24 protein-coding genes and 1 pseudogene are annotated in these 25,958 nt (G+C 67.8%); 6 read left to right on the forward strand and 19 right to left on the reverse strand.

Translation table 11 applies throughout. The features are described from left to right. Nucleotides 1–9 precede the first annotated feature (9 nt). Nucleotides 10–639: a glutathione S-transferase family protein gene (locus tag QM732_RS12615; RefSeq protein WP_415656481.1), complete on the reverse strand. Its 630-nt coding sequence runs from the start codon at nt 637–639 to the stop codon at nt 10–12. Then, nucleotides 636–1,520 carry a glutathione-dependent disulfide-bond oxidoreductase gene (yghU, locus tag QM732_RS12620; protein ID WP_415656482.1) on the reverse strand — a complete coding sequence of 295 codons (885 nt, stop codon included), beginning with the start codon at nt 1,518–1,520 and terminating at the stop codon, nt 636–638. The genes QM732_RS12615 and yghU overlap by 4 nt, the downstream gene beginning before the upstream one ends. 92 nt (nt 1,521–1,612) lie before the next feature. Between yghU and QM732_RS12625 the strand changes: the two genes are divergently transcribed. Together QM732_RS12625 and QM732_RS12630 are read left to right on the forward strand one after the other, a co-directional pair. After that, entirely contained in the window at nt 1,613–2,251 is a 639-nt protein-coding gene (locus tag QM732_RS12625; RefSeq protein WP_415656483.1) for a DsbA family oxidoreductase, read from the forward strand. A gap of 61 nt (nt 2,252–2,312) precedes the next feature. Further along, nucleotides 2,313–3,290 carry a recombination-associated protein RdgC gene (locus QM732_RS12630; RefSeq protein WP_415656484.1) on the forward strand — a complete coding sequence of 326 codons (978 nt, stop codon included), beginning with the start codon at nt 2,313–2,315 and terminating at the stop codon, nt 3,288–3,290. On the opposite strand, the gene QM732_RS12635 is transcribed toward QM732_RS12630, so the two are convergent. The 9 genes from QM732_RS12635 to dusA all read right to left on the reverse strand — a co-directional run bounded on the left by QM732_RS12635 (nt 3,268) and on the right by dusA (nt 12,158). Beyond that, complete coding sequence (locus QM732_RS12635; RefSeq protein ID WP_415656485.1) at nt 3,268–4,248, reverse strand: hypothetical protein; 981 nt, start codon at nt 4,246–4,248, stop codon at nt 3,268–3,270. The genes QM732_RS12630 and QM732_RS12635 overlap by 23 nt on opposite strands. Before the next feature lie 86 nt (nt 4,249–4,334). Next, the gene (locus QM732_RS12640) at nt 4,335–4,814 is read right to left on the reverse strand and encodes a hypothetical protein (RefSeq protein WP_415656486.1); all 480 of its coding nucleotides are present in this window, start codon (nt 4,812–4,814) and stop codon (nt 4,335–4,337) included. Nucleotides 4,815–4,824: 10 nt separating this feature from the next. Then, complete coding sequence (locus tag QM732_RS12645; protein WP_415656487.1) at nt 4,825–6,981, reverse strand: TonB-dependent receptor; 2,157 nt, start codon at nt 6,979–6,981, stop codon at nt 4,825–4,827. 122 nt (nt 6,982–7,103) lie between these two features. Beyond that, complete coding sequence (locus QM732_RS12650; protein WP_415656488.1) at nt 7,104–7,628, reverse strand: hypothetical protein; 525 nt, start codon at nt 7,626–7,628, stop codon at nt 7,104–7,106. A 226-nt stretch (nt 7,629–7,854) separates the two neighbouring features. Beyond that, the gene (locus tag QM732_RS12655) at nt 7,855–8,319 is read right to left on the reverse strand and encodes a CYTH domain-containing protein (protein ID WP_415656489.1); all 465 of its coding nucleotides are present in this window, start codon (nt 8,317–8,319) and stop codon (nt 7,855–7,857) included. Then, nucleotides 8,309–9,556, reverse strand: a complete 1,248-nt coding sequence (locus QM732_RS12660; RefSeq protein ID WP_415656490.1) for a DEAD/DEAH box helicase — start codon at nt 9,554–9,556, stop codon at nt 8,309–8,311. Before QM732_RS12660 ends, QM732_RS12655 begins: the two co-directional genes overlap by 11 nt. A 25-nt stretch (nt 9,557–9,581) precedes the next feature. Then, on the reverse strand, nt 9,582–10,214 hold the full coding sequence (locus QM732_RS12665; RefSeq protein ID WP_415656491.1) for a methylated-DNA--[protein]-cysteine S-methyltransferase: 633 nt from the start codon (nt 10,212–10,214) through the stop codon (nt 9,582–9,584). Further along, nucleotides 10,211–11,158: an MBL fold metallo-hydrolase gene (locus QM732_RS12670; RefSeq protein ID WP_415656492.1), complete on the reverse strand. Its 948-nt coding sequence runs from the start codon at nt 11,156–11,158 to the stop codon at nt 10,211–10,213. The genes QM732_RS12665 and QM732_RS12670 overlap by 4 nt, the downstream gene beginning before the upstream one ends. 46 nt (nt 11,159–11,204) lie before the next feature. Next, nucleotides 11,205–12,158, reverse strand: coding sequence for a tRNA dihydrouridine(20/20a) synthase DusA (gene dusA, locus QM732_RS12675; protein ID WP_415659377.1), 954 nt, complete (start codon nt 12,156–12,158; stop codon nt 11,205–11,207). Nucleotides 12,159–12,573: 415 nt separating this feature from the next. On the opposite strand from dusA, the gene QM732_RS12680 reads away from it, so the two are divergent. The 4 genes from QM732_RS12680 to QM732_RS12695 all read left to right on the forward strand — a co-directional run bounded on the left by QM732_RS12680 (nt 12,574) and on the right by QM732_RS12695 (nt 15,151). Then, the gene (locus tag QM732_RS12680) at nt 12,574–13,248 is read left to right on the forward strand and encodes a hypothetical protein (RefSeq protein WP_415656493.1); all 675 of its coding nucleotides are present in this window, start codon (nt 12,574–12,576) and stop codon (nt 13,246–13,248) included. Between the two features lie 713 nt (nt 13,249–13,961). Continuing rightward, nucleotides 13,962–14,180 (forward strand): hypothetical protein, encoded by a 219-nt coding sequence (locus QM732_RS12685; RefSeq protein WP_415656494.1) that lies wholly within the window; start codon nt 13,962–13,964, stop codon nt 14,178–14,180. A 28-nt stretch (nt 14,181–14,208) separates the two neighbouring features. Then, nucleotides 14,209–14,514, forward strand: coding sequence for a helix-turn-helix transcriptional regulator (locus QM732_RS12690; RefSeq protein WP_415656495.1), 306 nt, complete (start codon nt 14,209–14,211; stop codon nt 14,512–14,514). Nucleotides 14,515–14,803: 289 nt separating this feature from the next. Beyond that, a complete protein-coding gene (locus QM732_RS12695) occupies nt 14,804–15,151 on the forward strand; it encodes a nucleotidyl transferase AbiEii/AbiGii toxin family protein (protein ID WP_415656496.1) in 348 nt (115 codons plus the stop codon). Between the two features lie 269 nt (nt 15,152–15,420). Here the strand turns inward: QM732_RS12695 and QM732_RS12700 are convergent. The 8 genes and pseudogenes from QM732_RS12700 to rimP form a co-directional block, all read right to left on the reverse strand. Further along, nucleotides 15,421–16,418, reverse strand: a pseudogene (locus QM732_RS12700) (3-hydroxyisobutyryl-CoA hydrolase). 113 nt (nt 16,419–16,531) lie between these two features. Continuing rightward, a complete protein-coding gene (locus QM732_RS12705; protein ID WP_415656497.1) occupies nt 16,532–17,437 on the reverse strand; it encodes a DMT family transporter in 906 nt (301 codons plus the stop codon). A 110-nt stretch (nt 17,438–17,547) separates the two neighbouring features. Beyond that, entirely contained in the window at nt 17,548–19,371 is a 1,824-nt protein-coding gene (gene typA, locus QM732_RS12710) for a translational GTPase TypA (protein WP_415656498.1), read from the reverse strand. A 26-nt stretch (nt 19,372–19,397) separates the two neighbouring features. Beyond that, the gene (gene truB / locus QM732_RS12715; RefSeq protein WP_415656499.1) at nt 19,398–20,354 is read right to left on the reverse strand and encodes a tRNA pseudouridine(55) synthase TruB; all 957 of its coding nucleotides are present in this window, start codon (nt 20,352–20,354) and stop codon (nt 19,398–19,400) included. Further along, nucleotides 20,347–20,727, reverse strand: coding sequence for a 30S ribosome-binding factor RbfA (gene rbfA, locus QM732_RS12720; protein ID WP_415656500.1), 381 nt, complete (start codon nt 20,725–20,727; stop codon nt 20,347–20,349). Before rbfA ends, truB begins: the two co-directional genes overlap by 8 nt. 62 nt (nt 20,728–20,789) lie before the next feature. Further along, nucleotides 20,790–23,798 carry a translation initiation factor IF-2 gene (gene infB / locus QM732_RS12725; protein WP_415656501.1) on the reverse strand — a complete coding sequence of 1,003 codons (3,009 nt, stop codon included), beginning with the start codon at nt 23,796–23,798 and terminating at the stop codon, nt 20,790–20,792. 49 nt (nt 23,799–23,847) lie between these two features. After that, complete coding sequence (nusA, locus tag QM732_RS12730; protein ID WP_415656502.1) at nt 23,848–25,326, reverse strand: transcription termination factor NusA; 1,479 nt, start codon at nt 25,324–25,326, stop codon at nt 23,848–23,850. Beyond that, nucleotides 25,323–25,946: a ribosome maturation factor RimP gene (gene rimP, locus QM732_RS12735; protein ID WP_415656503.1), complete on the reverse strand. Its 624-nt coding sequence runs from the start codon at nt 25,944–25,946 to the stop codon at nt 25,323–25,325. The genes nusA and rimP overlap by 4 nt, the downstream gene beginning before the upstream one ends. Nucleotides 25,947–25,958: the final 12 nt, after the last annotated feature.

The following is a 25,958-nucleotide window of genomic DNA, read 5'->3' on the forward strand; positions in this document are numbered from 1 at the left end:
CCGCGCCCCTCAGCCCATGCTCCCACGCGCCTGCATGGCCGCCCGCCAGCGCAGCAGGTTCGGATGCTCGCCCCCCGGCCTGAGCTTCACCACCCGCGCGAAGTCCACCACGACGACGGCCGTGATGTCGGCGATGCTGAACTGGCCGGCGGCGATGAACTCGCGGTCCGCCAACCGCTCGTCCAGGAGGGTGAAGAAGCCCTGCACGCGAGCCAGTCCTCGCTGGGCCAGCTCGGGAATCTGCGCGAAGTCCACCGGCCCCGGCAGCGCACGGTTGACCATGGCCGGACTGCTGTTGCGCAAGGCATCCGCCACCGGCAGCAGTCCCTCGAACTCCACGCGCCACTGCCAGCTCGCGATCTCGGCCTTATCCAGCGCCGTGCGGCCTAGCAGCGGCGGCTCGGGAAAGCGCGCCTCCAGGTAGGCCGCGATGGCCGCGTTGTCGGTCAGCACGACGCCCTCGTCCGTCACCAGCGCCGGCACCGTGCACTGCGGGTTGACACGTCGGAACGCCTCGCCCATCTGCTCGCCGCTGCGCAGGTCCACCTGCACCGTTTCGTGCGGCACACCCTTCTCGGCCAACAGGATGCGGGCACGGCGCGGGCTGGGGGCAGTGGCGCAGTCGTAGAGCGTGATCATGGTGCAAGCTTGTCCTGGGTCCTGGTGTCGAAATCGCTGGCCTCGTGGCGCTCGTGCAGTTGGCTGCCAGGCTCGCCCCAGGTCCGGTTGACCTTGCGCCCGCGCTTCACGGCCGGACGCTGGGCAATCTCGTCGGCCCAACGGATGACGTGGGGGTACTCATGCACCGACAGGAACTCGCCAGCGCCGTAGAGCTGCCCCTTGGCCAACGCGCCGTACCAGGGCCAGGTGGCCATGTCGGCTATCGTGTACTGCTCTCCGGCCAGGAACCGGCGCTCGGCCAGCAGGCGGTTCAGCACGTCGAGCTGGCGCTTGACCTCCATCGCGTAGCGGTCGATGGGGTATTCCTGCTTCGTTGGCGCATAGGCGTAGAAATGCCCGAAGCCACCGCCCAGGAAGGGTGCGCTGCCCATCTGCCAGAACAGCCAGCTCAAGGCCTCGGCGCGCGCCGCGCCCCCGTTCAGCGCGGGATCGGGCAGAAAGGCGCCGCCGAACTTCTCGGACAGGTAGACCAGGATGGCGCCCGACTCGAAAACCCGCACGGGCTGCGGACCGCTGTGGTCCACCATTGCCGGGATCTTGGAGTTCGGATTGGCCGCGACGAAGCCGCTGCCGAACTGCTCGCCCTCGTTGATGCGGACCAGCCAGGCGTCGTACTCGGCGCCCGCGTGGCCCATGGCCAGCAACTCCTCCAGCATCACGGTGACCTTGACGCCGTTGGGCGTGCCCAGCGAGTAGAGCTGCAGCGGATGGCGACCTACCGGCAGCACCTTGTCGTGAGTCGGTCCGGCAACCGGACGGTTGATGCTGGCGAACTGGCCGCCGTTGGCTCGGTTCCAGGTCCAGACCTCGGGTGGGGTGTAGGCGGCGGCATCGGTCATTCAGGCATCTCCATTCAGGCCCCAGCTTGTACCCGTAGACGGCATGGGCATGCCGCACCGGGGCCTTGGCGCTTGCGCGGACAATCCACGCCATGCGTATCGATTTCATCTCCGACGTCGTCTGCCCCTGGTGCGCCATCGGCCTGCATTCGCTCGAAGCCGCCGCGGCCCGGATCCCGGGCCTGGTGCTGGAGCTGCACTTCCATCCCTTCGAGCTCAATCCCGACATGGGGCCAGAGGGCCAGGACATCGAGGAACACCTGGCGCAGAAGTACGGTGCCAGCCCGGCCCAGCTCGCCGGCTCGCGCCAGGCCATCCGCGAGCGCGGTGCGGCGCTCGGTTTCACGTTCAGCATGGAGGCGCGCAGCCGCATCTACAACACGCTGGACGCCCACCGCCTGCTGCACTGGGCCGGCGAGGTCGGCGCCGACGTGCAGCGTACGCTGAAGCTGGCGCTGCTGAAGGCCTACTTCAGCGACGGCCGCAATGTGTCCGACCCCGCCGTGCTGCTGGAGCTCTCCACGGCCGCCGGCCTGCCGGCGGCGCAAGCGCGCGAGCTGCTGGCCAGTGACCGCTACGCTGCCGAGGTGCGCGCCGCCGAGCGGCAGGTGCAGGCCCAGGGCATCAGCAGCGTGCCGGCCGTCATCGTCAACCAACGCCACCTGATCCAGGGCGGCCAGCCTGTGGAAGTCTTCGAGCAGGCGCTGCGACAGATCATGGCCGAGGCCTGAGACAATCGGTGTCCGTTCCCCGAAGCCCGCCGCTGGCGGGCTTCTTGTTTCTTCAGAGCCCATGTTCAAGAACCTGATCACCTACCGCATCGGCGAAGGCTGGCAGACCGACGCTGCCCAGCTCGCCGAACAGCTCGCCAAGGAGCCTTTCCTCGCCTGCGCCCCCACCCAGCCCCTGGCCGTGGGCTGGGCGCCGCCGCGCGGCATCGAGCATGCACCGCTCGTCGAGGTCGTCGATGGCCACTGGCTCATCAAGCTAAAGCGCGAACAGCGCCTGCTGCCCTCCTCCGTCGTGCAAGAGCGCATCGAGGAGCTTGCCGAGCACATCGAAACCACCACCGGCCGCAAGCCCGGCAAGAAGGCCAAGAAGGACCTGAAAGAACAGGCCACGCACGAGCTGCTGCCGCGCGCCTTCACCAAGACCTCGGCCACCCAGGTGTGGATCGCACCCGAACAGCGCCTGCTGTTCGTCGACGCCGGCTCCAGCAGCCGCGCCGACGAAGTCATCACGCTGCTGATCCAGGCGAGCGCCGGCCTCTCCCTGCAACTGGTGCAGACGGCCGAGAGCCCCGCCGCCTGCATGGCTGCCTGGCTGCTGGACGGCGTGACCCCCGAGGGCTTCAACATCGAGCGCGAGTGCGAGCTCAAGGGCAGCGACGAGCAAAAGCCGGTCGTACGCTACGCCCGCCATCCGCTGGACATCGACGAGGTGCGAGCCCACCTGACCAGCGGCAAGATGCCTACGCGCCTGGCGCTGAGCTGGAACGAGCGCGTCGCCTTCACGCTGACCGAGGGGTTTGCGATCAAGAAGATCAGCTTCCTGGACCTGGCCTTCGAGGGCCGGCCCGAGGCCAGCGGCGATGAGGCCTTCGATGCCGACCTGGCGCTGGCCACCGGAGAGCTGGGCCGGCTGATCCCGGCCCTTATCGCGGGCCTGGGCGGCGAGCACGACTTCGCCGCCACGGGCGCTGCGCCCGCACCGGCCGCCCTGCCCGCCAACGTGCCGGAAGAGGCCCTCAGCGAATCACCGCCCTGGTGACTGCGCTCCCGGCGACCGGTGGCAGGTAGCCCCGCGTTGCCAGCGCCCACGGCGCCAGCTCGCGCCGGCTGACCGGCCGCCCGCCCGCCAGCTGGCCAGCCGCCCACGAAGTGTGGGCCCAGGCCCGCTCGCTCAACGCCCCGCGCCAGGACGCCAACGCTTCCATCACCCCCGGCTGCAGCCACACGTCCCAGCATTGCGCCTCGGCGCCGAGCTGCTTCAGGCCGGCATGCACCGCATCGCTCAGCAGCCTCAGCCTCGCCTCGGCCGACGCATTGCCGCAGGCCGGCAGCAGGCCGCGCAGCAGGCGGTTGCGCGACGCCGCAACGCCGGCATTCAGGGTCAGCAGTCGCTGCACCTGCTGCAGCGCCGTGCGCGCCGACGTGGCTGGCAGTGGCGCGCATAGCGGCAGGGCCGGCACCTCCAGCGGCTGCTGCGCATGCGCCGGCCCCAGCATCAGTACGGCCAGGCGCAGCCATTCAACGGGCGCGAGGCTGGCCGTGGGCTCGCTGCGCCGGGACAGCGCCCAGACCTCGTCGAAGCCACGCCGGCCCTTGGCACGGTTCACGCGGGCCGACAGCATCGCGAGATTGGCCGCCGCATAGGCGCCGTCGTTGTTGAGCCGGTCCACCGAGGCGTCGCTGCCCAGCCGCGTGGCGTGGGTCAGTGGCTCGCGCGTGACCGGGCAATGGGTGACGTCCAATTCGCGCAGCAGCTGCACGGTGACGTCGGACGCCACGGCGCGGCCGCGCCACAGCGCGCCCAGGCGCAGCTGCAGCCACTTGCGCACGAAGCGGTCGTCCCGTCGCGGACGCACACCCTGACGGATGGCGGCCTCGAATCCCTCGCGGACGGCGGACGGCCAGCCGGGCTGCAGCGCGATACGGCTGAGCCGATGCAGATCGTGGCCGAGGCGGCGCCCTGCCTCGACCGGGTCTATGGTTTCCATCACGGTCATCTGAATCCCCGAAGCCCGCGCGGGCGACGGCGTCGTCCCGGCAGGCGAATGCACTCCGGCATGGGCCGGGTCGGCGTGGGCGGGGATCAATGCCGCGGCGGCGGCGGCGTTGGGCGATGGTCGACGTCCAGCCAGTCCAGTGTCGGCCCTGCGGGCCAGCGGCCGTTGGCGGCCGTGACGGGGATCGGCAGCGGCAGCACAGGCGCCCCAAGCGTCAGCGCCGCGCCGCCGACGGCGGCGCTGGCGACCAGGTCGGCCAAGCCGGGGTGAGCGCTGCCGACGCTGTGCACACTGCCGTCCGCCGCGTCATGCCAGTGGCGCTGCAAGCCATGGTGCTCGTGGCGCGCGCCCAGCGCATGGGCGCGCACGTGGGCCTGGGCGCGCAGGGCCTGCACGTGCTCGGCCACGCGCTGCACCAACTGCAGCGCAGGCTGCAGCCACTCGGCCTGCGCCAGGGGCGCCGGCGCAGCGTGCCAGTGCGCCGGCCCGAGAACGCGCAGGCTGGTACTGGACGCACCGTAGACCGGCAGCGCCAGCACCAGCAGCCACAGCAGCAGCGCCCTCATGGCGCCCTTGTCAGAACCCGAACTTGAGCGTCACGCGCAGCGTGCGCGGTTCGGCGGGGTGGACATGGCGGTCAGCCACGGGCGCCGCTTCGCCGGGCAGCTGCGATTCGTAGAAGTACTCGATGTCGTTGACCTTGCGGTCCAAGACATTGAACACGTCGATGCTCACTTCGCTATGGCGCCAGAGTTTGCGGCTGACACGCAGGTTGGTCGTCAGCGACGAGCGCGAGCGCACGCTGTTGTCCTCGATCAGCGCCCCCGGCCCCAGGTAGCGCCATTGCAGGCTGGCTGACCAGGGGCCCAGCTCGCGCAGCGTGACGGCGATGGAGCCGACCTTGTCGACCGCGTTGGGAATACGGTCGCCAGCGGGGTCGAAGTCCTTGAAGCGCGCATGCGTCCAGGCCAGGTCGGCGTCGATCAACAGCCATGGCACCGGCACGTAGCGGTTGTTCCACTCGAGTCCGAAGCGCTTGCTGGGCCGGTTGGCTTCGGTGGCGCCGGCATCGCCAACGTAGACCAGCTCGGAATCGAAGTCCAGCTTCCACAACGCGACCGAGCTCTGCAGGCCAGGCAGCCACTCCGTGCGCACACCCAGCTCCAGGCCGCGTGCGGCGACGAGGCCGGGGACTTTGTCGACGGCATCACCGGTCTTGGGGTCGACGGTGGCGGTGGTGCCACGCGCGTCATTGCTGTGGAAGCCGCGGCCGGCGTTGAAGAAGAACTCCGTCTTCGCCCACGGCCCGGCGACCAGCGACAGCTTGGGCGAGAACTGGTGGGCCGAGGCGCTGCCGGAGTTGGCGGCATCACCGAGGCTGTCGACCTTGAAGTGCGCCTGGTCCGCACGCAGGCCGAGGACGCCTCGCAGCCAGGGCGCCAGCTCGACAGAGGTCTGGCCGTAGACGCCAAGCTGGGTCTCGCGCACGTCGTCGTCGCGCGTGGTGCCGGTGATGCGGCGAGCCACCGTGTCAAAGAGGCCCACACGGATGCGATCGTGGCGCAGCTGCATGCCGACCTCGCTCCTCGCCGACAGTCCACCCAGGCGGTGATCAACGGCATGGCGGGCACTGGCGCCGTAGACGCTGCGCTTGTCCTGCTGCGAGAACTGGTCGCCCTCGATCGGCCGCTCCAGCGCATAGGTGAAGTTGGAGTAGAGCTGGAGCCGGTAGTTCATCGCGTACGCCGCGATGTGCGAGGCCTCACCGTCGGCCGCGCGGTGCCACTCCCCGGACAGGCTGGTGCGTCGCGTCTGGCCACCGTCGCTGGTGTCGATGGCATCGAAGCGTCCGAAGGGCCGGCCGTCGTAGTAGCCGGCGTCGATGAGGCGTTCTGGCACCTGGTCAGTCGAGTCCCACTTCGCGTCGTAGCCCATCAGGCTGGCGCTCCACCCCTGGGCACGCGTACCGCCAGACAGCGTCAGCACGCCGTTGCTCTTGCGCAGGTGTTCGGGCAGCTTCCAAGGGCCGTCGTTGTGCTGCACCTCGACGGCGCCCAGCAGGTTCACGCCGCCGCCGAGTGCCGTGGAGCCGGCACCGACGAAGCGCTGGAACTGGCGCTGGCCCAGCGTCAGGGCAGCGAAGTTCCCGTCGAGCGTGTTTCTGTAGGCAATGTCGGCGGAGCCGGCAGCGGAGAAGTCACCGCCCTTCGCAAAGTACGGTCCCTTGCGGTACTCGATGCGGTCGACCAGTTCAGGGATGAGGAAGTTCAGGTCCGAGTAGCCCTGGCCGTGACCGTGCGTCGGCATGTTGACCGGCAGGCCGTTGACGGTGGTGGCGAAGTCGGTGCCATGGTCGAGGTTGAAGCCGCGCAGGAAGTACTGGTTGGCCTTGCCGTCGCCCGAGTGCTGCGTGACGATGACGCCCGGCACGAACTCCAGCACCTCGCCGGGCCGCAGCGCGGGCCGGCTCTTCAGCAGCTCGGCGCGGACCGCTCCCTGGGATGCAGCATCGGAGCTGCCGACCGCGTTGTCATAGTGGCGGCCGCTGACCTCCACGCGCTCGAGTTCCGCCACCGCACTGGCGGACGGCTCGGGCTGGGCCCCCTGTGCGGAGGTCAGCGCCAGCAGGCTGGCTGCAGCCACCAGCGCTGGCTTGAACGCGATGTCGGATCGTGGGGATGCGGGGACGAGGCCCCACGGTTGCCGGCACAGCGGCGAACGGATTTTTGTCATCGGATTTGAGTTGTTCTGGAACCGGCCTGCCGCGCAGGCGCAGCCACCGCCCGTCATGTGATGAGAGGCGGATTTCTGAAAGGGATGGTGAAGTGGCGCACGCAGCTGCGCCAGGGGCGTGATCAGCCGCGGGGCGGCGTCAGCGGCGGCGCGACGACGCGGTCGCGCCAGTCGAAGGCAAAGGCGGCGGGAGGCTCGCTGCCCTGCCGCGTCATCACCGCGAGCGCGCCCGGCAGCCACGCCAGGAAGGCCGTGACGCCGCCCTGCCGGCTGTCGTCTGCCGCGTCGCCGATGTCGACCGCGTCGTCCGTCTCGACTGAGTGGACGTGGAAGACGCCATCATGCTCATGCATCGCAGTGGACGGCCCGTGACTTGCCGCCCGGCTGAACATCGGCCCGTCCAGCCTCGGATCATGGCCGGAGTGCAGGTGCTCCAGTGCGGCGCGCAACGGCTGGCCCAGCAGCGACAGCGCCGCCTCCTGCCAGGGGGCCTGCGCCTGCTGCGCGCCAATGTGTACATGGCGGTGCCCCTGCAGCCCGGCCATGAGCTGCACCACGCTCTGCAGCGGCAGCACGAAGACCAGCAACACGAGCAGGCCGGCGCGGGAACGGTTCAGCAACGAGGACAGGCTGGACGGCAGAAGCATGGGTCGAGGGCTGGCCGCAGCGCCCTGCTGGCGCCGCACGGGCAAAACCGTGCCGCATCGTCGGCGGCCAGGATTGCCGGCGTATGACACGGACGGCATGGCGCCTACAAGAACCGTGCCCGCAGCAGTCCCCTTTCAGATGGTCACCTGTCCCGTGACTGCCGGAAGCCCGCTGTCCAGTCCATTGCAGACTGCGGAAGGCAAGCGTCCGCCTGGGGCCGCAGGATCACCAGCTGGAGAACGGCCTCACGGCGAGGTTGGCGTTGACGTAGCGCGCATCGCCCGTGACCTCCTTGCCCAGCCATGCCGGACGCTCGAAGGACTGGTCTTCAGACTGCAGCTCGATCTCGGCCACCACGAGGCCGGTGTTGGCGCCCAGGAACTCGTCCACCTCCCAGGTCATGCCTTCGTGCCCGCACAGGTGGCGGACCTTCTCTACGAGCGGCCCGTCGCACATCGCCAGCAGTTGCTGCGCGTCCGCCACCGGCACTTCGTACTCGAACTCGGCCCGCGTCGCACCGGTCGTCGCGCCCTTGATGGTCAGGAAGGCCCGGGCGCCGGCGATGCGAACGCGCACGGTACGAGCCGGGTCGCGGCTGAGGTAACCCTGGCTGAAGCGGGTCTGGCGGGTTGCGGCTCGGCGCCAGCCATCGTCGGCCACCAGAAACTTGCGTTCGATCTCAATGCCCATCGTGGCCTCCGGCACGGGCAGCGGCCTCGCGCAACTTGTCCTTCTTGCTCTTGCGCGTCGTGCTCTTGATGCCGCCGCTGGCCTGGGCCTCGGTGGCCACGGCCTGCGGATCAAAACCGGCCAGGCGTTCGCGCGGCACGCGCTGCCCCTGGCGCTTCTCGATGAGGCGGAAATGGCTCTCGGCGTTCTCCGCACTGTCCGCGCAGATGAAGCTGACAGCCGCGCCGTGCGCGCCAGCACGGCCGGTACGGCCGATGCGGTGGGTGTAGTCGGCCGCGGAGCGCGGCAGCTCGTAGTTGACGACGGCGTCCAGCTGCTCGACGTGCAGCCCGCGCGCGGCGACGTCAGTGGCCACCAGTACCTCCAAGCTGCCAGCCTTCAGCGCTGCCAGCACGTCGCGACGCGCCCCCTGGCTCAGCTCGCCGTGCAGCACGCCGGCCTTGAAGCCGTGGGCGAACAGCTTGTCTGACACCAGTTCGGCCGTGTAGCGGCTGGCGACAAAGACCAGCACCCGCCGCCAGCCCTCGTCGCGCAGCAACTGGCGCAGCGCCGGCAGGCGCTGGGCGCGGTCAAGCTGGATGGCACGCTGCGTGATCTGTGGCGGCGCCTCCTCGATGTGGATATGCACGGGGTCGCGCAGCAACTGCCCGGCCAGCGCCTGCACGGCGGGCGGGAACGTGGCGGAGAACAGCAGCGACTGGCGCCGCGTCGGCAGCAGGGCCAGCACCCGTTCCAGTTCGTCGGCGAAGCCCTGGCCCATCAGGCGGTCGGCCTCGTCCAGCACCAGGCAATCGACGCTGGCGAGCGTCAAGCCGTTGTGGTCCAGCAAATCCAGCAGTCGGCCGGGCGTGGCCACCATCACGTCGCAGCCCCCGCGCAGCGCCATCAGCTGGGGATTGATGGACACGCCGCCAAAGGCGAGAGCGACCCTGGGACGATGCAGCAGCAGGGCCGCCAGCTCGCGCAGCAGCTCGGCCGTCTGCGCAGCCAGCTCCCGGGTGGGCGCCAGCACCAGCGCGCGCGGCCCCAGCCGCGGCGGCGACGCGACCAGCCTCTGCAGCAGCGGCAGTGCGAAGGCGGCGGTCTTGCCCGAGCCGGTCTGGGCCAGGGCCAGCACATCGGCACCGGCAAGGATGGGAGGCAGCGCGGCGGCCTGCACGGCGGTGGGCGCGTGATAGCCCTGGTCGCGCACGGCGCGCAACAGGGCGGGCGACAGGCCCAGGGAAGCGAAGGACATGCCGCGATTGTCTCGCGGCGCGGGGTCAGAACAGCGGCTGCTGGTCGCCAGCAAGCTGGCCGGCTGCACGGGCCTCGATGAGCAGCATGCGCCGCTTGGTCTCGACGCCGCCGGGCGCGGAGAAGCCGGTGGGCTCGCCGCCAGCGCCCATCACGCGATGACAGGGCACGATTGGCGGGAAGGGGTTGTCACCCTCGGCACGCCCCACAGCGCGCGCGGCGCCAGGCTGGCCCAGCGCCACAGCGATCTCGCCATAGGTGCGGGTCTGTCCGGGCGGGATGGCGCGGGTCAGCGCATGGACCTGGCGACGGAACTCCGGGATGCCGCGCTCGTCGAGGACGATGTCGCAGAGGTCCCTCATCTCGCCGGCCAGCAAGGCACGGATGCCATCGACGGCCTGAGCGATGGAGGGCGGCAGCTCCGCCGTCAGCTCTGCCGTGGGATGGCGGTGCCTCAGGTGGGCGGGGCTGGCATCGGGCAGCAGCGACGCCACGATGCCCCGACCGCTCCAGACGACGCCGCAGCGGCCCAGCGCCGTGTCGAAGCAGTGCGCCCACAACGGCTCGTGAGACTGCAGCGCCGTACCGATGTCGGCGGCGCTCGGCCGCCCCGAGCCCTCGGGGAGCGGTGCATGCAGCGAGTGTGGGGAGTCATTCATCTGGATCGCAGACAGAATCTCTCACGTTGCTCAGGCGGGGCCTGCAGCAGGGTCTTGAAATAGTAGCCAAGCATGCCATTGACGCGGGCACGGCCCGCATCGTCCAGCCAGCGGTCGACGCGCGAACGCCAGACGGCGGCGCAGGCCGCCGGGTGCAGGCCCTGGCCCGCGCAGTCCAGCAAGGCGTCGAAGCCGCCGCGCCAGCGCTCGAAGTCGGCGCGGCTCATGACAGGACCATGGCCGGGCACGAGTCGCCTGAAGGGCTGGGCCGATAGCCGTTCCAGCGCCTCCCGCCAGGCCGGCGGGCAGGCGGTATCCAGGAACGGCACGGGCAGCGTGACGAGGTCGCCTGTCGCCAGCGTGCCCGAGGCCGTGTCCAGCACCCAGAGGTCACCGCCGCTGACGGCCGTCTCGACGCCGACCCGCAGGCTGCGGCCGGCGATGGTCACCGCCGAGGCACGCCGGATCTCATGCTCGGGACGCAACGCGTCGGCCTGGTCCAGCAGCTCGAGGTCGATGCGCATGACGGCGCCCTGCGCCGCCGGCGCCGACGGCAAGGCTTCGACAAGCTGGCGGCGGTAGCGGTCCAGCCAGCCGTCGGGCGCAAGCGCCCGGGTGATGGCTGGCGAACCCCAGGCTTCGAGGCCGGGCAGCTGCGAGCGCAGCCAGGCATTACCGCCCAGGTGGTCCAGATGCCAGTGAGTGTTCAGCACCGCCCTCACAGGCCCGCCGGCCGCGGCCAGTGCAGCCTGCGCATGGGCGCGGTGCCGGCCGCTGTCGATGAGCAGCCAGCCTTCGCTGCCCTCGAGCAGCAGGCTGTTGCCATCGGGCTGGCGGTCCGCCTCGAAGCCGCCAGGCACGACGACGACGCCGGGCGCCAGCGGCTGTTGGGCGTGGGCCGCGGCCCCGCACAGCAGGACCACGGCGAGGAGCAGGGTTCGCATTCCCCGATCCTCGCGGGCGCCGGCGCGACGGCCGGTCGTCATGGGTTCAGGCCGCGACGGCCAGGCCCGACAGCCGCGCCGCCGTGGCCTGGCGGGCCACCTCGCGCGGTGCCAGGGCCTTGAGGCGGTGGTCACTCCAGACCTGGCGCCAGCGGCGTGCACCTGGCGTGCCATTCCACAGGCCCAGCGCATGGCGCATGGCATGTGGCCACGAGCGGCCGGCGGCATGCAGGCGCTCCAGATAGGCCAGCCATTGCTCCTCAACCTGTTCGCGCGAGGCCGCCGGGTCCGGTTGGCCAAAGAAGCGCGAGTCCCACTGCGCCATGCTCCAGGGCTCGTGGTAGGCCTCGCGGCCGACCATGACGCCGTCCAGCACCTCGAGCTGCTCGGCGATCTGGTCAGGCGTTTTGAGGCCGCCATTGATGGCGATGGTGAGCTGCGGGAACTCGCGCTTGAGCCGCGCCACCAGCTCGTAGCGCAGCGGGGGGATCTCGCGGTTCTCCTTGGGCGACAGGCCCTGCAGCCAGGCATTGCGGGCGTGCACGATGAAGACCTCGCAGCCGGCCTCCGCCACGGTGGCGACGAAGTCGCGCACGAAGTCGTAGCTCTCGATCTTGTCGATGCCGATGCGGTGCTTGACCGTGACGGGCAGCGCCGTCGCGTCGCGCATGGCCTTCACGCAGTCGGCCACCAGTTGGGGTTCCGCCATCAGGCAGGCGCCGAAGGCCCCCTTCTGCACACGCTCGCTGGGGCAGCCGCAGTTCAGGTTGACCTCGTCATAGCCCCAGCGCTCGGCCAGCACCGCGCAGGCAGCCAGGTCCGCAGGCTCGCTGCCCCCCAGTTGCAGGGCAACGGGATGCTCCTCGGTGTTGAAGTCGAGGTGGCGCGGCTGGTCACCGTGCAGCAGCGCGCCGGTCGTCACCATCTCGGTGTAGAGCAGCGTATGGCGGGTGATCAGGCGGTGCAGGTAGCGGCAATGCCTGTCCGTCCAGTCCATCATCGGCGCCACGCTGAGCCTCCATCTACTGGGAGGAACGGCTTTCATAGAGGAAATGGCGCCTTCTCGGGCTGTCTGTTCTCGCTCATTCCGGGCGTTTTGCGATGATTTTGGGGTGCCGGGGTAACATGAAGTGCAACAAAACTGATTTGTTGCACAGACCCCATAGGCACGATTATCCCGCGCAAGAGGAAAGACGGCTCGACTGGGTATACCGCCGTCATCCGCGTCAAGCGCGCCGGCAAGGTCGTGCACTCCGAGGTCGAAACCTTCGACCACGAGCAGGCCGCCAAGATCTGGCTGGGCAAGCGCGAGGCCGAGCTGGCCCAGCCAGAGGCGCCCGGACCCGCGGCGGACTGAGGTCATCGACCAGCACAACCGCGAGCGGCAGAAGAAGCACGGGAAGACCAAGACCCAGGTGCTCAACACCATCAAGGCGGACGAGATCGCCCAACTGCGCTGCTCGCAGATCGGCAGCCCCGAGCTGGTGGCGTTCGCCCAGCGGCTGGATGTGCAGCCGTCGACACGCTGCAATTGCATGTCGCACCTCGGTGCGGTCTTCTCGGTGGCTCGGCCGGCCTGGGGCTATGCGCTGGACCAGCAGGCGATGGCCGACGCCGCCGTGATGCTGAAGAAGCAGAGCCTGGTCGCCAGGTCCAATGAGTGCACCCGCCGGCCGACGTTGGTGGAGCTGGAGAAGCTACTGGCCCACTACGAGGTGGCCGAGCTGAAGCGAACCGACAGCCCGTCCATGCGCCGGCTGATCCTGTTTGCGGTCTTCTCGACCAGACGACAGGAGGAGATCTGCACCGTGCTGGGCGCCGACCTGGACCGAGACCAGCTCAAGCTAGTGGTGCGCGACATGAAGAACCCCGGCGAGGAGGTCGGCAACGACGTCAAGACCAAGCTGACGCCCGAGGCCCTACAGCTGATCGACATACAGCACGCCGGCAAAGGGCGCATCTGGCCGCACAACCACAAGTCGGTCAGCACGTCGTTCACGCGAGCCTGCAAGATCCTGGAGATCGACGATCTGCACTTCCACGACCTGCGGCAAACGATCTCGACGCCGCTATCTAGCCCTTCGGGATAGTGAGCGCGTCTCGCGCCTTGGTGTCGCCAAGCTCCAAGCACTGTATGAACATACAAATGTTGGTTCAGGTGATCGCCCGGTGCAGGCGCGGCTGTGGGTCACCACGATGCGCACCTACTCCGAGGGCGAGTACCGCGCACTGACCGCGACTCTGCTCGGCCCGCAAAGCAAAGGTGACCAGGGCTGCTTCTGGAAGCAGCCCGGCCGAGCGCGCGTGAAGATCCGCAACGGGCAGATCATGATGCTTGGGTACGAAGACCACGGGTTCAACGCTAGGAGCCCGCGGCCCGTGCCGCAGGTGTGGTGGTGCGACCCTTTGCACGAGCCTGGCGACGAGGCAGAGGGGCTGCCAAAGCCAGGTTCCCGCCCACCCCGGGGCGGGCGAAGCACGCGGAGGCCGCCGCGGAGCGACGGCGCGCCTGGGGTGAAGGCGAGTACGACCAGCCGCCAGAACATTAGAGCAAGCCGACAGGCTCGGCAGTCTGATCGCACTCCATTCCGGCTTGTCTGCATGCTTGCAAAACCGCAAGTATGCAGTTACCATGGCTTTACCGGCTGACCTAACAGCTGGGGGCCTCGGCGGCATCAACCAACGGTCGCCTGGGTTCTGGTGTCAAAGTTAAACGTTCCCTGTTGATCGAGGAAATTTCAATGAAACAAAAGCTTCTTTCTCAAACCGGTACGGGCCGGCCCTTCTCCCGCGGAGTAAAAATATGCCACAATTTCATTCGGAGCTGGTCGAATTAATCGATCAGATTATTATCAACCATGGGATTCAAAACCCTGAATTGTTGAAAAATCTGCTTGAGCTTCGCGCACAAGCCGTTGAGTTCAAAGGAAAAAAATCGAAGACTGCATACATGGATATCACCTTTAAGGTCGCAGCCATTGCCAGATTCTTCAACGATTTGTGGGAGAAGTTTGACCCGTAAATCTTCTTATTCAATGCCTATTTCTCGCATGTCCATGGGTTTGGCCGTCCTCGCCGCGCGCGAGGCAGCCAAACTCACTGCCGCTGATCTGGCCAAGATGGCCGGAATCACCGCGAGCAGCTTAAGCCGCACGGAAAACGGCCTCCGTGCCCTAGAACTCGTCGAGGCCGACGCCATCGCCAAGGCGGTTGGCCTCGACATTCCCAAGCTCCTGTCGCTCGCGGAAACCTTTGAACGTGACGGAGCCGCCGACAGGCGTTCGCAGCTGCAGAGAGACTTGAATGCCTTGGAGCGACTGGCGTACAAAGCCGCCATCGAGGCGCAGGTGGAGTAGAGATCCGCCCGCAGCGTCCGAAAGCCCCGACCTAGTGCCGGGGCTTTCCTATTTGGCGCCACGACTTGGGTGCGCTCGCCGCCCCCCTAGCCCGGCGAGCTGGCCGCCTTCGCCGTCTTCAGCTCAACGTAGACCGCCAGGGCGCAGGCCTGGATGGGCCCGTCACATATGCGCGAGTCGTTGGCCGCCTTGCGGGAAGCGCTCCCGTCCACGGAATGGCAGGCGCTGACGGCAGGTCGTGCCGGCCTGCCGTCATGGATGGCCAGGGCAATCGGCGAAGAAGCGATCCGTGGCTGAGTCCTACTTCTCCCTAAGCGACACGGACCGGGCCGAAGTCCTCGAAGTGGGCCGGGAACGGACCGGCCGCCCTGCCCATCTGCTGGAGAAGGACATCTGGGTCGTCTGGACGCTCGGAACGCTGTTCGGGTCGCCAGTCAGTACGGACCTGACGTTCAAGGGCGGCGCATCGCTCTCCAAGGCCTACCGGATCATCGACAGGTTCTCGGAAGACCTCGACCTGACTTACGAAATCCGCAAACTGATCGCCGACCTGACCGGGGGCGAGGAGTTCTTGCCGTCCGACCGCAGCCAGATCAGGGAGTGGAAGAAAGCCGTGCGTGACCGGCTTCCGGAGTGAATCGCTAATGATGTGCAGCCCGTAAATCAGGACACGCTCGACCAAGCGAAGCTGGAAGTCGCACAGCTGCCAGCGGGACGCGACGCCGCGCGACCAAGCGAAGCCCTCCAGCAATCAGCAGGGCGGCTCAAGGCTCGCTGATTCCCAAGGCGTTTGCAGGCTGCTGCCCACGCTCCGGAGACTGGCGGCCGGCAATTAGCTTGAGCGCCGCGGAAGAGATCCCATGCCAGGAAGCTTCTGGCACGCTACAAGCAGGTGCCAGGGAGATTTCATGCGAGGTCTCGCAACGGATGTTGGTCCTTCGCCCATGGACTGGCGAAGAAGGCTGCCACCTCGGCAGCGTCAATACCGTCCACGCTGGCAGGCGACCAGCGCGGCGCATGGTCCTTGTCGACCGCCAGCGCGCGTATGCCCTCGACGGTCTCGCTGCGTGCGGCGCCGCGCATGTGGAAGCTGTGATGCACCAGGTCGCGCTCCAGGCGCAGGTCGTCGGCCAGGCTGAGCTTGCGGCCGCGACGCACCAACTCCAGCGTCACCGCCATCATGGTGGGCGAGCGCGTCAGCAGCAACTCGTGGGTCTGGCGGGCCCAGTCGTCGCCGGCCCTGGCCAGGGAATCCAGGATGCCGGCCAGTGTCGGCTCTCCGAAATGGCGGTCGATGCGCTCCGCCGCAGCCTTGGGGTCGGCGGCGGGCGCGAGGTCGGCGCGCTCCATGACGGTGGCGACGACATGTTCGGCGCTGGGCTGGGCGCTGGCGCGCAGCGCCTCGACCAGGTCGCTCCACTGGGCGGCGGGCACGTAGACGTCGCCCAGTCCCCATTCGATGGCATCACCGGCCGCGATGGCCTGGCCCGTCAGCGCCAGCCATTCGCCCACGTGGCCGGGGCACTGGGCGAGGAAGTAGCCCCCCCCACGTCAGGGAAGAGGCCGATGCCGGTCTCCGGCATGGCCAGCTTGGAGCGCTCGGACAGTACTCGCAGCTTGGCGCCCTGACTGATGCCCATGCCGCCACCCATGACGATGCCGTCCATCAGCGCGACATAGGGCTTCGGGTAGTGGTGGACCAGGTGGTTGAGGCGGTATTCCTCGGTGAAGAAGTCTTCCAGCGCCGGGTCGCCCGCATGGGCGGCCTGGTGGAAAAAGCGGATGTCGCCACCCGCGCAGAAGGCTGGCGCCTTGCCCTCGCGGCCCGCGCCGAGCACAGCCACGGCCTGGATCTCGGGACGCGCAGCCCAGTGGCGCAGCAGCGTGGTCATGTCCCGGATCATGGCCAGCGACAGCGCGTTCAGCGCCTGCGGGCGGTTCAGCGTGATCAGGCCGAGACAGCCATTGACCTCGGCCAGGATCTGGCCATCGGACACCAGGGACGGAATCAGGTCGGTCATGCGTTCTTCAAGGGGACGGGTTTGACGGAGGGAGGCGCCAGCGCCTCGTTGGCGATCAATGCAGCGAGCACTAGGCTACCGCCGATCAGTGCAGCGCTGCCTGGGTGTTCGCCCGCAAACGCCCAGGCCCACAGCACGCCCAGCAGGGTTTCAGCCTGTCCCAGCAGCGCAATCTCGTGACTGGGCAGCTCGCGCGCCAGGCGCACCGCCAGCAGGCAGGGCACGGCGAGCTGGAAGACGCCCAGAAAGCCCAGCAGGCCAAGGTCATGGGCGCCGGCCTGCAGCGGCCAGGCCAGCGGCAGCATGGCAGCCATGGACAGCAGCGCACCGATCAGCACGGCCGGCAGCATGTCCGGAGCGCTCGAAGGGCCGGCTGCGGCGTGCCCGCGCCCCCCCTGCCCCACTTTCTGCAGCAGACACCAGTTGCTCGCCGCGGCCAGCGGCACGCCGAGCGCGACGACGACGCCCGCCAGCGGCCCGCCGAGCTGGCCGCCGAACATCCAGGCTATGCCTGCACCGGCCACGACGATGGCCCACCAGGTGCGGGCTGGGACTGGCTGCCTCAGGAAGACGCGCGCGAATATCGCCGTGAACAGCGGCGACAGCGACATCGTGACCAGCACGTTGGCCACCGTCGTCAGCGACAGCGCCACCATGAAGGCCGTGAACATGACTGCCCAGCAGACACCCGAAGCCCAGACCGCAGCACCGCGCATCGCCCCCCACAGCGCCCTGCCCTGCATCACACCGAGGATCGCGACCAGGGCCAGTGCGTTGAAGGCGCTGCGCCAGAAGGTGATCTCGAAGCCCCGCGCAGCGTCCAGGTGCCGCGTGACGACGCCCGCCGAACTCCACATCAGCGTGACCAGCAGCATCAGCAAGACGGCGGATCTATGCGTCATCAACGAAGAGCGCCCCTGAAAAGGGGCGCGGGCAATTCTCTAGCTGGAGTCCCCCCGCCTGGAGGGGACTGGGGAAGCACAAGGTGCCGCGCCAGCGCGTGGCCTGCGCCTCAGGCCCGGGCCGCGCGCTTGCGGTCGTTTTCCGAAAGGTGGCGCTTGCGCAGGCGCACGCTCTTGGGCGTGATCTCGACCAGCTCGTCGTCATCGATGAAGTCCACGCCGTACTCCAGCGTCAGGTCGATGGGCGGAGTGATCTTGATCGCGTCTTCCTTGCCGGACACGCGGAAGTTGGTCAGCTGCTTGGTACGCGTCGCGTTGACGACCAGATCGTTGTCGCGGCTGTGGATGCCGACGATCATGCCTTCGTAGACCGGGTCGTTGGGCTTGACGAACATGCGGCCACGGTCGTCCAGCTTGCCCAGCGCGTAGGTGAAGATCTCGCCGTCGTCCATGGAGATCAGCACGCCGTTCTTGCGTCCGCCGATCTCGCCCTTGTGCGCCTCGTAGCCGTCGAAGATGGACGAGATCAGGCCCGAGCCACGGGTCAGGTTCATGAACTCGTTGGCGAAGCCGATCAGGCCACGCGCGGGGATGCGGTACTCAAGGCGAACGCGGCCGTTGCCGTCCGGCTCCATGTTGATCATCTCGCCCTTGCGAAGGCCCAGCGCCTGCATGACGCCGCCCTGGTGGGTTTCCTCGACGTCGGCGGTGACCATTTCCATCGGCTCGCTCTTCACGCCGTCGATGTCCTTGAACATCACGCGCGGCTTGGAGACGGCCAGCTCGTAGCCTTCGCGCCGCATGTTCTCCAGCAGGATGGTCAGGTGCAGTTCACCGCGGCCGCAGACCTCGAAGATGCCGTCTTCATCGGTCTCGGAAACGCGCAGAGCGACGTTGTGCTGCAGCTCCTTCTGCAGGCGATCCCAGATCTGGCGGCTGGTGACGTACTTGCCTTCGCGGCCGGCCAGCGGGCTGGTGTTGACGCAGAAGTTCATCGTCAGCGTCGGCTCATCCACCTTCAGCATGGGCAGGGGCTGGGGATTGGCCGGGTCGGTCACCGTCACGCCGATGCCGATGTCCTCGATGCCGTTGATCAGGACGATGTTGCCAGGACCGGCCTCCGTGACCTGGACGCGGTCCAGGCCGTGGAAGGTCAGCACCTGGTTGATCCGACCGTTGACGGCCTTGCCGTCCGGGCCTTCCATGACGGTGACCTGCTGGCCGGGCTTGATGGTGCCTTGGCTGATTCGGCCCACGCCGATGCGGCCGACGAAGGTGGAGAAGTCCAACGCCGAGATCTGCAGCTGCAGCGGCTTGCTAGCGTCACCCGACTGGGGCGGCACATGCTTGAGGATGGTTTCGAACAGGGCCGACATGTCAGGGCCCCACTTCTCGCCCGGAGTACCTTCAGTCAGCGAAGTCCAGCCGTTGATGCCAGAGGCATAGACGACGGGGAAGTCCAGTTGCTCGTCGGTTGCACCGAGGTTGGCGAAGAGGTCGAAGGCGGCGTTGATGACGGCGTCGCACTTGGCGCCCGGCTTGTCCACCTTGTTGACGACGACGATGGGCTTGAGGCCCAGAGCCAGCGCCTTCTTCGTGACGAAACGGGTCTGCGGCATCGGGCCCTCCTGGGCGTCGATCAGCAGCACCACGCCATCGACCATGGACAGCGCCCGTTCCACTTCACCACCGAAGTCCGCGTGTCCGGGCGTGTCGACGATGTTGATGTGCGTGCCGCCCCAGCTGACCGCGCAGTTCTTGGCCAGGATGGTGATGCCGCGCTCGCGCTCGATGGCGTTACTGTCCATGACGGTGTCGACGACCTTTTCGTGGTCGGCGAACGTGCCGCTCTGGCGCAGCAGTTGGTCGACCATGGTGGTCTTGCCATGGTCGACGTGGGCAATGATGGCGATGTTGCGGATCGGGGTGGTCATGACAGCTTGCTTCTAAAAAAACCGGTTCAGGCGGAGAGCAGCGCCTGGACCTCCGGCGGGGTCAACAGACGGTCGGCGATCAGCTCGCCAGAAGTGATGTGGGCGCTGCCCAGGAAAGCCTTGGCTTCCGGGCCGTAGACACGAACGCGTTCGGCATCCGGTGCGTCGACACGGCGGCGCAGGCCGGACAGGAAGCGACTCGCATCGGCCATGTCCAGGCGCAGCTCGGGCGCATCGGACAACAGCCGGTCGGGCGAGTTCAGCAGCGCGGCCCGCTGCTCGTCGGCCAGGGCCTCGATCTCTGCCAGCGTGACCGCGCCGTCCAGCGTCAGTCCGCCGGAGCCGGTGCGGCGCAGCGCAGCCAGCGACGCACCCACGCCCAGCTTGGCGCCGATGTCTTCGGCCAGCGTGCGGATGTAGGTGCCTTTGCTGCAACGGACGTCGAGAGTCACGGTGCCAGCCTGCATCGAGACGATGTCGATGGCGTGAATCGTCACGCTACGGCTCTTGCGTTCGATCTCGACGCCGGCGCGGGCGTATTCGTACAGTGCCTTGCCCTCGTGCTTCAGCGCCGAGTACATCGGCGGCATCTGGTCGATGGTGCCGATGAAGCCGCGGCAGACAGTCTCGATCTGCTCGCGGGTGATGTGGTCGGCGTCGTGGCGCTCAAGCACCTCGCCTTCGGCATCACCAGTGGTCGTGCGCACGCCCAGGGCAAGCGTGGCGAGGTAGCGCTTGTCGGCATCCAGGCTGAGCTGGCTGAACTTGGTTGCCGCGCCAAAGCACAGCGGCAGCAGTCCGGTGGCCAGCGGGTCCAGCGTGCCGGTGTGGCCGGCCTTCTCGGCGCGCAGCAGCCACTTGGCCTTCTGCAGCGCATCGTTGCTCGACAGTCCCAGCGGCTTGTCGAGCAACAACACGCCGTGCAGCGGACGGCGCTGGATGCGGACTCGGGCGGGACGCGCCGTGACCGTCGCCTCAGTCATTGGGCTCCTCGCCTTCGATAGCCCGTGTCGCGTTGGCCTTGTTGATCAGCGCCGTCATCTCAGCGGCCCGCTCGGTGGTGCGGTCGAACTGGAAATGTAGCGTCGGCACCGTGTGGATCTGCAGGCGCTTGAACAGCCCATTGCGCAGGTAGCCGGCGGCCTCGTTCAGCGCAGCCTGTGTCTCGGCGGCGTCGCCGATGAGGACCGAGAAGAACACCTTGGCATGGGCGTAGTCAGGCGTGACCTCGACCGCGCTGATGGTTGCCATGCCGATGCGCGGATCCTTCAGCTCGCGGATCAGCTCGGCCAGATCACGCTGGATCTGGTCGGCGACTCGAAAGGCTCGGTTGGGGATGGCGCGTTTGTGTCTCATGGCGGTTTCCTGAAAGAACAAACCCCGCCCCGAGGGGCGGGGTTAACCCTTGACCTGGAAGATCAGAGCGTGCGGGCCACTTCCTTGATTTCGAAGAACTCGAGCTGGTCACCTTCCTTGATGTCGCTGTAGTTCTTGAGCTTGATACCGCACTCGAAGCCTTCCTTGACCTCGCGCACGTCGTCCTTCTCGCGGCGCACCGACTCGACCTCGCCCGTGTAGACCACGGTGTTCTCGCGCAGCAGGCGGAAGCGCGCGCCACGACGGACCAAGCCGCTGGTGACCATGGAGCCAGCCACGGTGCCAATCTTGGAGGCGACGAACACGACGCGGATCTCGGCCGTACCCAGCGCTTCTTCGCGCTGCTCGGGCGCCAGCATGCCGGACATCGCCTTGGTCACATCGTCCACGGCGTCATAGATGATGCTGTAGTAGCGCAGGTCGACCGCGTTGCCTTCGGCCAGCTTGCGCGCACCGGCATCGGCACGCACGTTGAAGCCGATGATGACGGCCTTGGACGCGATGGCGAGGTTGATGTCGCTCTCGCTGATGCCGCCAACCGCCGCGTGGACGATCTGCACCTTGACCTCGGCGTTGCTGAGCTTGAGCAGCGAGGCGGCCAGCGCTTCCTGCGAACCCTGCACGTCGGCCTTGATGATCAGCGGCAGGGTCTGCACGTCGCCGGCGCCCATCTCGCTGAACATGTTCTCCAGCTTGGCGGCCTGCTGCTTGGCCAGCTTGACGTCGCGGTACTTGCCCTGGCGGAAGGTCGCGACTTCGCGTGCGCGGCGTTCGTCGGACAGCACCATGAACTCGTCGCCGGCCTGCGGCACCTCGGTCAGGCCCTGGATCTCCACCGGGATGGACGGACCAGCCTCGTTGGTGGCCTTGCCGTCCTCGTCCAGCATGGCGCGCACGCGGCCATAGGTGGAGCCAGCCAGCACGACGTCGCCGCGCTTGAGCGTGCCGCTCTGCACCAGCACCGTCGCGACCGGGCCGCGGCCCTTGTCCAGCTTGGCTTCGATGACCAGGCCCTTGGCCATGGACTCGACCGGGGCCTTCAGCTCCAGCACTTCGGCCTGCAGCAGCACCTGCTCCAGCAACTCGTCGATGCCTTGACCGGTCTTGGACGACACGCCGATGAACGGCGAATCGCCACCAAATTCTTCCGGCACGACCTCTTCGGCCACCAGCTCGCTCTTCACGCGCTCTGCGTTCGCATCAGGCTTGTCGATCTTGGTCATTGCGACCACGATGGGCACGCCGGCCGCCTTGGCGTGGTGGATGGCTTCCTTGGTCTGCGGCATGACGCCGTCGTCGGCCGCGCAAACCAGGATGACGATGTCCGTCGCCTTCGCGCCGCGAGCCCGCATGGCCGTGAAGGCCGCGTGACCCGGGGTGTCCAGGAAGGTGATCATGCCGCGCGGCGTTTCCACGTGGTACGCGCCGATGTGCTGCGTGATGCCGCCAGCTTCGCCAGCCGCAACACGCGAGCGACGGATGTAGTCCAGCAGCGAGGTCTTGCCGTGGTCGACGTGACCCATGACGGTAACGACTGGCGCGCGCGGCAGCGACTCGTGCTGCTGCTCGGCCGACGTGCCCTCCTCTTCCAGGAAGGCGTCCGGATCGTCCAGCTTGGCGGCGAAGGCCTTGTGGCCCATTTCCTCGACCAAGATCATGGCCGTTTCCTGGTCCAGCTGCTGGTTGATGGTGACCATCTGACCCAGCTTCATCAGCTGCTTGATGACCTCAGCGGCCTTGACCGACATCTTGTGCGCGAGATCGGCCACCGAGATGGTCTCGGGAATGTGCACTTCCTGGATCTGCTGCTCGACCGGCGCCTGGAAGCTGGACATTCCGTTGCCACCACGGTCGCCGCGGCGGCCTGCGGCACCACGTGCAGGAGCACGCCAGTTACCACCGCCACCCGGACGGCCCGCGCCGGCGGGGCCGGCACCGATGGTCTTGAGACCACGCTTCTTGGCGGCGTCATCGGCCCAGCTGGAAGACAGCTTCTCGGACTTGACCGACTTCTTGTCGCCCGGCTTGCCGGTGCCTGCACCCGCGGGTGCACCAGCCGGCGCCGGAGCGCCAGCCTTCTTGTGGATGGTGCCCTTGATGCCAGCGCCTTCGGCGGGCTTGGGCTCCTCGGGCTTCTTCGCGACCAGCACCTTCTTGGGCGCATTCATCATCGCGCGGATCTTGGCGGCCTCTTCCTCTGCGGCCTTGCGGCGGCGGGCGAGGTCGTCCTGCTTCTGCTTCTCCTCGGCCGCGGCATCCACGGCCTTGACGACGCGCAGCGCCGGCTTGGCGGCCTCGGCGGGCGCGGGCGGCGGCGGGGCAACGACATCAGGCGCGGGGGCCGGTGGCGGCGGGGCGACGACTTCGGTGGCTTCCGGAGCCGGTGCGGACTTGGCGGCGCGCTTGGCAGCAGCAGCCTTGTTGATGGCGGCGGCCTCGGCGGCGGCGGCGGCGGCACTGCGGGCACGAGCCTCGGCCTGGTCATCGGCCTTTTCCGCGGCCTTGGCGGCGGCTTCGGCTGCAGCGGCTTCGGCCGCGGCCTTGGCGGCGGCTTCGGCTGCAGCGGCTTCGGCCGCGGCCTTGGCAGCGGCGGCTTCGCGTGCAGCGCGCTCGGCCTCTTCGCGGGCCTTCACCTTGGCGGCCAGCTCCTCTTCCTGGGCACGCAGCGCAGCGGCCTGGGCCTGGGCTTCTTCCTCGCGGCGCAGCAGCTCGGCTTCGTCCGAGCCGGTGCCGACCTCGTCGGCGGCGTCGTCACGCTTGACGAAGGTGCGCTTCTTGCGCACTTCGACCTGGATGGTGCGGGCCTTGCCAGAGGCGTCGGCCTGCTTGATCTCGGTGGTCGACTTCTTGACGAGGGTGATCTTCTTGCGCTCGGTGCCGGCGGTGCCGTGGGCGGAGCGCAGGTGGTCGAGCAGGCGTTCCTTGTCGGTCTCGCTCAGCGAGTCGTCGACGGAAGACTTCTTGACGCCCGCGGCTTGCAGCTGCTCCAGCAGCGTGCCCGCCGGCTTGCTCAGCTCGGCGGCAAATTGGGCGACGGTAGTCACGGCCATGTGGGGATCCTTCAAATTGCTTTCGGTGCGGCGCGGCGTTGGTTACTGATCAGGCGTTGAACCAGTGTTCACGGGCCTTCATGATCAGAGCGCGCGCAGCCGCCTCGTCCATGCCGGACAGTTCGACCAACTCGTCCACGGCCAGGTCGGCCAGGTCGTCGCGGGTGTTAATGCCGCCCTCGGCGAGCTTGCTCAGCAGCTCGGGCGTCACGCCTTCCAGGTCGCGCAGGTCTTGCGACACTTCCTCGACCTTCTCTTCCTTGGCGATCTCCATCGTCAGCAGCGCGTCCTTGGCACGGGTACGCAGTTCGGTGACGGTGTCCTCGTCGAAGGCCTCGATCTCGAGCATTTCCTGCATCGGCACGTAGGCGACTTCTTCCAGGCTGGTGAAGCCCTCGGCGATCAGGATGTCGGCGACCTCCGCATCGACGTCGAGCTTCTCGACGAAGAGCTTGCGGACGCTCTCGGTCTCCTGCTCATGCTTGGCGGCGGATTCCTCGGCCGACATGATGTTGATACGCCAGCCGGTCAGCTCGGACGCGAGGCGCACGTTCTGGCCGCCACGGCCGATGGCGATGGCGAGGTTCTCCTCGTCCACGACGACGTCCATGGCGTGGCGCTCTTCATCGACGACGATGGACTGCACGTTGGCCGGGGCCAGCGCGCCGATGACGAACTGGGCAGGGTCTTCGCTCCACAGCACGATGTCCACACGCTCGCCGGCCAGCTCGGTCGTCACGCCGTTGACGCGCGAACCACGCACGCCGACGCAGGTACCGATGGGGTCGACGCGGCGATCATGGCTGATGACGGCGATCTTGGCGCGCGAGCCACTGTCGCGCGCGCAGCTCTTGATCTCCAGCAGGCCTTGCTCGATTTCCGGCACCTCCTGGGCGAAGAGTTCCTTCATGAACTCGGGGCTGGAACGCGACAGCATGATCTGCGGACCACGCTGCGTCGGGTCCACGCCGAGGATGACGGCGCGAACACGGTCACCGGTGCGCAGGTTCTCCTTGGAGATCATCTCGCTGCGCTTGAGGCGGCCTTCCACACGGCCGCTCTCGACAATGATGTCGCCCTTGTCCAGGCGCTTGACGGTGCCGACGAAGATCTTCTCGCCACGCGACATGAAGTCGTTCAGCAGCTGTTCGCGCTCGGCGTCGCGGATCTTCTGCAGGATGACCTGCTTGGCAGCCTGCGCGCCGATGCGGCCGATGGGCAGCGACTCGACAGGCTCCTCGATGTGGTCGTCAACCTCGATGTCGGCAATCTGCTCCTGGGCCTCGAACAGCAGGATCTCGGCGTCGGGGTTCTGCAGGCCGGCCTCATTGGGCACGACATGCCAGCGGCGGAAGGTCTCGTATTCGCCGGAGTCGCGGTCCACGCTGACGCGGATGTCGGCCTCACCGCCGTAAATCTTCTTGGTGGCCGAGGCCAGTGCGGCCTCAACCGCACCGAACACGACATCGCGCTCCACGCTCTTCTCGCGCGAGATCGCGTCCACCAGCATCAACATTTCGCGGTTCATTGCTTGAGACCTCCGTCAACCTTGTCTTGGCCGGGCGCCACCTCGGTGGGCTCGCCCGCTTGTTTCTTCGCCGGTACTTTCTTCGGCTTGATGACGCCCCGCTGGCCGGGCTTGCGATCGGGCGCCGGCTCGCCGCCGCGCCCCTTGAAACTGAAAGCCGGCACCAAGCGCGCCTCGCGCACCTCGTCCAGCGTGAAGTCCAGCGCCTGCTCGGCCGTGCCGTCATCGAACACCAGGCGCCAGGCCTGGTCGCTCGTCGATTCCGGCTGGGCGCCGACGACGCCGCGGTATTTCTTGCGCCCCTGGAAGGGCAGCTTCAACGTGATGTCGATTTCCTGACCGGCAAAACGGACGTAATGCGCGGCATTTTTCAACGGTCGGTCCAACCCCGGCGAGGAAACTTCCAGCCGCGCATAGTCGAAGGCCTCGACTTCCAGCACATACTGCAACTGGCGCGTGACTTTCTCGCAGTCGTCCACCGTGATCAGCTCGCCAGCGGCCGCCTCGGACGCCAGCTTGTCAATCGTGACGCGCAGCAATCCGCCGGCACTGCGTTCGCAGTCCACGAGTTCGTAACCGAGGCCGGTCACGGTCGTTTCCACAGCGGTTTGCCAACTCATTCGGTATTGCGG

This window comes from Roseateles sp. (genome assembly GCF_047654805.1).
GTDB lineage: Bacteria > Pseudomonadota > Gammaproteobacteria > Burkholderiales > Burkholderiaceae_C > Pelomonas.

Excerpts from the sequence above, each read along its gene's own strand:
- QM732_RS12615 (WP_415656481.1), bottom strand. The coding sequence starts at position 639 with ATGATCACGCTCTACGACTGCGCCACTGCCCCCAGCCCGCGCCGTGCC.
- yghU (WP_415656482.1), bottom strand. The coding sequence starts at position 1,520 with ATGACCGATGCCGCCGCCTACACCCCACCCGAGGTCTGGACCTGGAAC.
- QM732_RS12625 (WP_415656483.1), top strand. The coding sequence starts at position 1,613 with ATGCGTATCGATTTCATCTCCGACGTCGTCTGCCCCTGGTGCGCCATC.
- QM732_RS12630 (WP_415656484.1), top strand. The coding sequence starts at position 2,313 with ATGTTCAAGAACCTGATCACCTACCGCATCGGCGAAGGCTGGCAGACC.
- QM732_RS12635 (WP_415656485.1), bottom strand. The coding sequence starts at position 4,248 with ATGACCGTGATGGAAACCATAGACCCGGTCGAGGCAGGGCGCCGCCTC.
- QM732_RS12640 (WP_415656486.1), bottom strand. The coding sequence starts at position 4,814 with ATGAGGGCGCTGCTGCTGTGGCTGCTGGTGCTGGCGCTGCCGGTCTAC.
- QM732_RS12645 (WP_415656487.1), bottom strand. The coding sequence starts at position 6,981 with ATGACAAAAATCCGTTCGCCGCTGTGCCGGCAACCGTGGGGCCTCGTC.
- QM732_RS12650 (WP_415656488.1), bottom strand. The coding sequence starts at position 7,628 with ATGCTTCTGCCGTCCAGCCTGTCCTCGTTGCTGAACCGTTCCCGCGCC.
- QM732_RS12655 (WP_415656489.1), bottom strand. The coding sequence starts at position 8,319 with ATGGGCATTGAGATCGAACGCAAGTTTCTGGTGGCCGACGATGGCTGG.
- QM732_RS12660 (WP_415656490.1), bottom strand. The coding sequence starts at position 9,556 with ATGTCCTTCGCTTCCCTGGGCCTGTCGCCCGCCCTGTTGCGCGCCGTG.
- QM732_RS12665 (WP_415656491.1), bottom strand. The coding sequence starts at position 10,214 with ATGAATGACTCCCCACACTCGCTGCATGCACCGCTCCCCGAGGGCTCG.
- QM732_RS12670 (WP_415656492.1), bottom strand. The coding sequence starts at position 11,158 with ATGCGAACCCTGCTCCTCGCCGTGGTCCTGCTGTGCGGGGCCGCGGCC.
- dusA (WP_415659377.1), bottom strand. The coding sequence starts at position 12,158 with ATGATGGACTGGACGGACAGGCATTGCCGCTACCTGCACCGCCTGATC.
- QM732_RS12685 (WP_415656494.1), top strand. The coding sequence starts at position 13,962 with ATGCCACAATTTCATTCGGAGCTGGTCGAATTAATCGATCAGATTATT.
- QM732_RS12690 (WP_415656495.1), top strand. The coding sequence starts at position 14,209 with ATGTCCATGGGTTTGGCCGTCCTCGCCGCGCGCGAGGCAGCCAAACTC.
- QM732_RS12705 (WP_415656497.1), bottom strand. The coding sequence starts at position 17,437 with ATGACGCATAGATCCGCCGTCTTGCTGATGCTGCTGGTCACGCTGATG.
- typA (WP_415656498.1), bottom strand. The coding sequence starts at position 19,371 with ATGACCACCCCGATCCGCAACATCGCCATCATTGCCCACGTCGACCAT.
- truB (WP_415656499.1), bottom strand. The coding sequence starts at position 20,354 with ATGACTGAGGCGACGGTCACGGCGCGTCCCGCCCGAGTCCGCATCCAG.
- rbfA (WP_415656500.1), bottom strand. The coding sequence starts at position 20,727 with ATGAGACACAAACGCGCCATCCCCAACCGAGCCTTTCGAGTCGCCGAC.
- infB (WP_415656501.1), bottom strand. The coding sequence starts at position 23,798 with ATGGCCGTGACTACCGTCGCCCAATTTGCCGCCGAGCTGAGCAAGCCG.
- nusA (WP_415656502.1), bottom strand. The coding sequence starts at position 25,326 with ATGAACCGCGAAATGTTGATGCTGGTGGACGCGATCTCGCGCGAGAAG.
- rimP (WP_415656503.1), bottom strand. The coding sequence starts at position 25,946 with ATGAGTTGGCAAACCGCTGTGGAAACGACCGTGACCGGCCTCGGTTAC.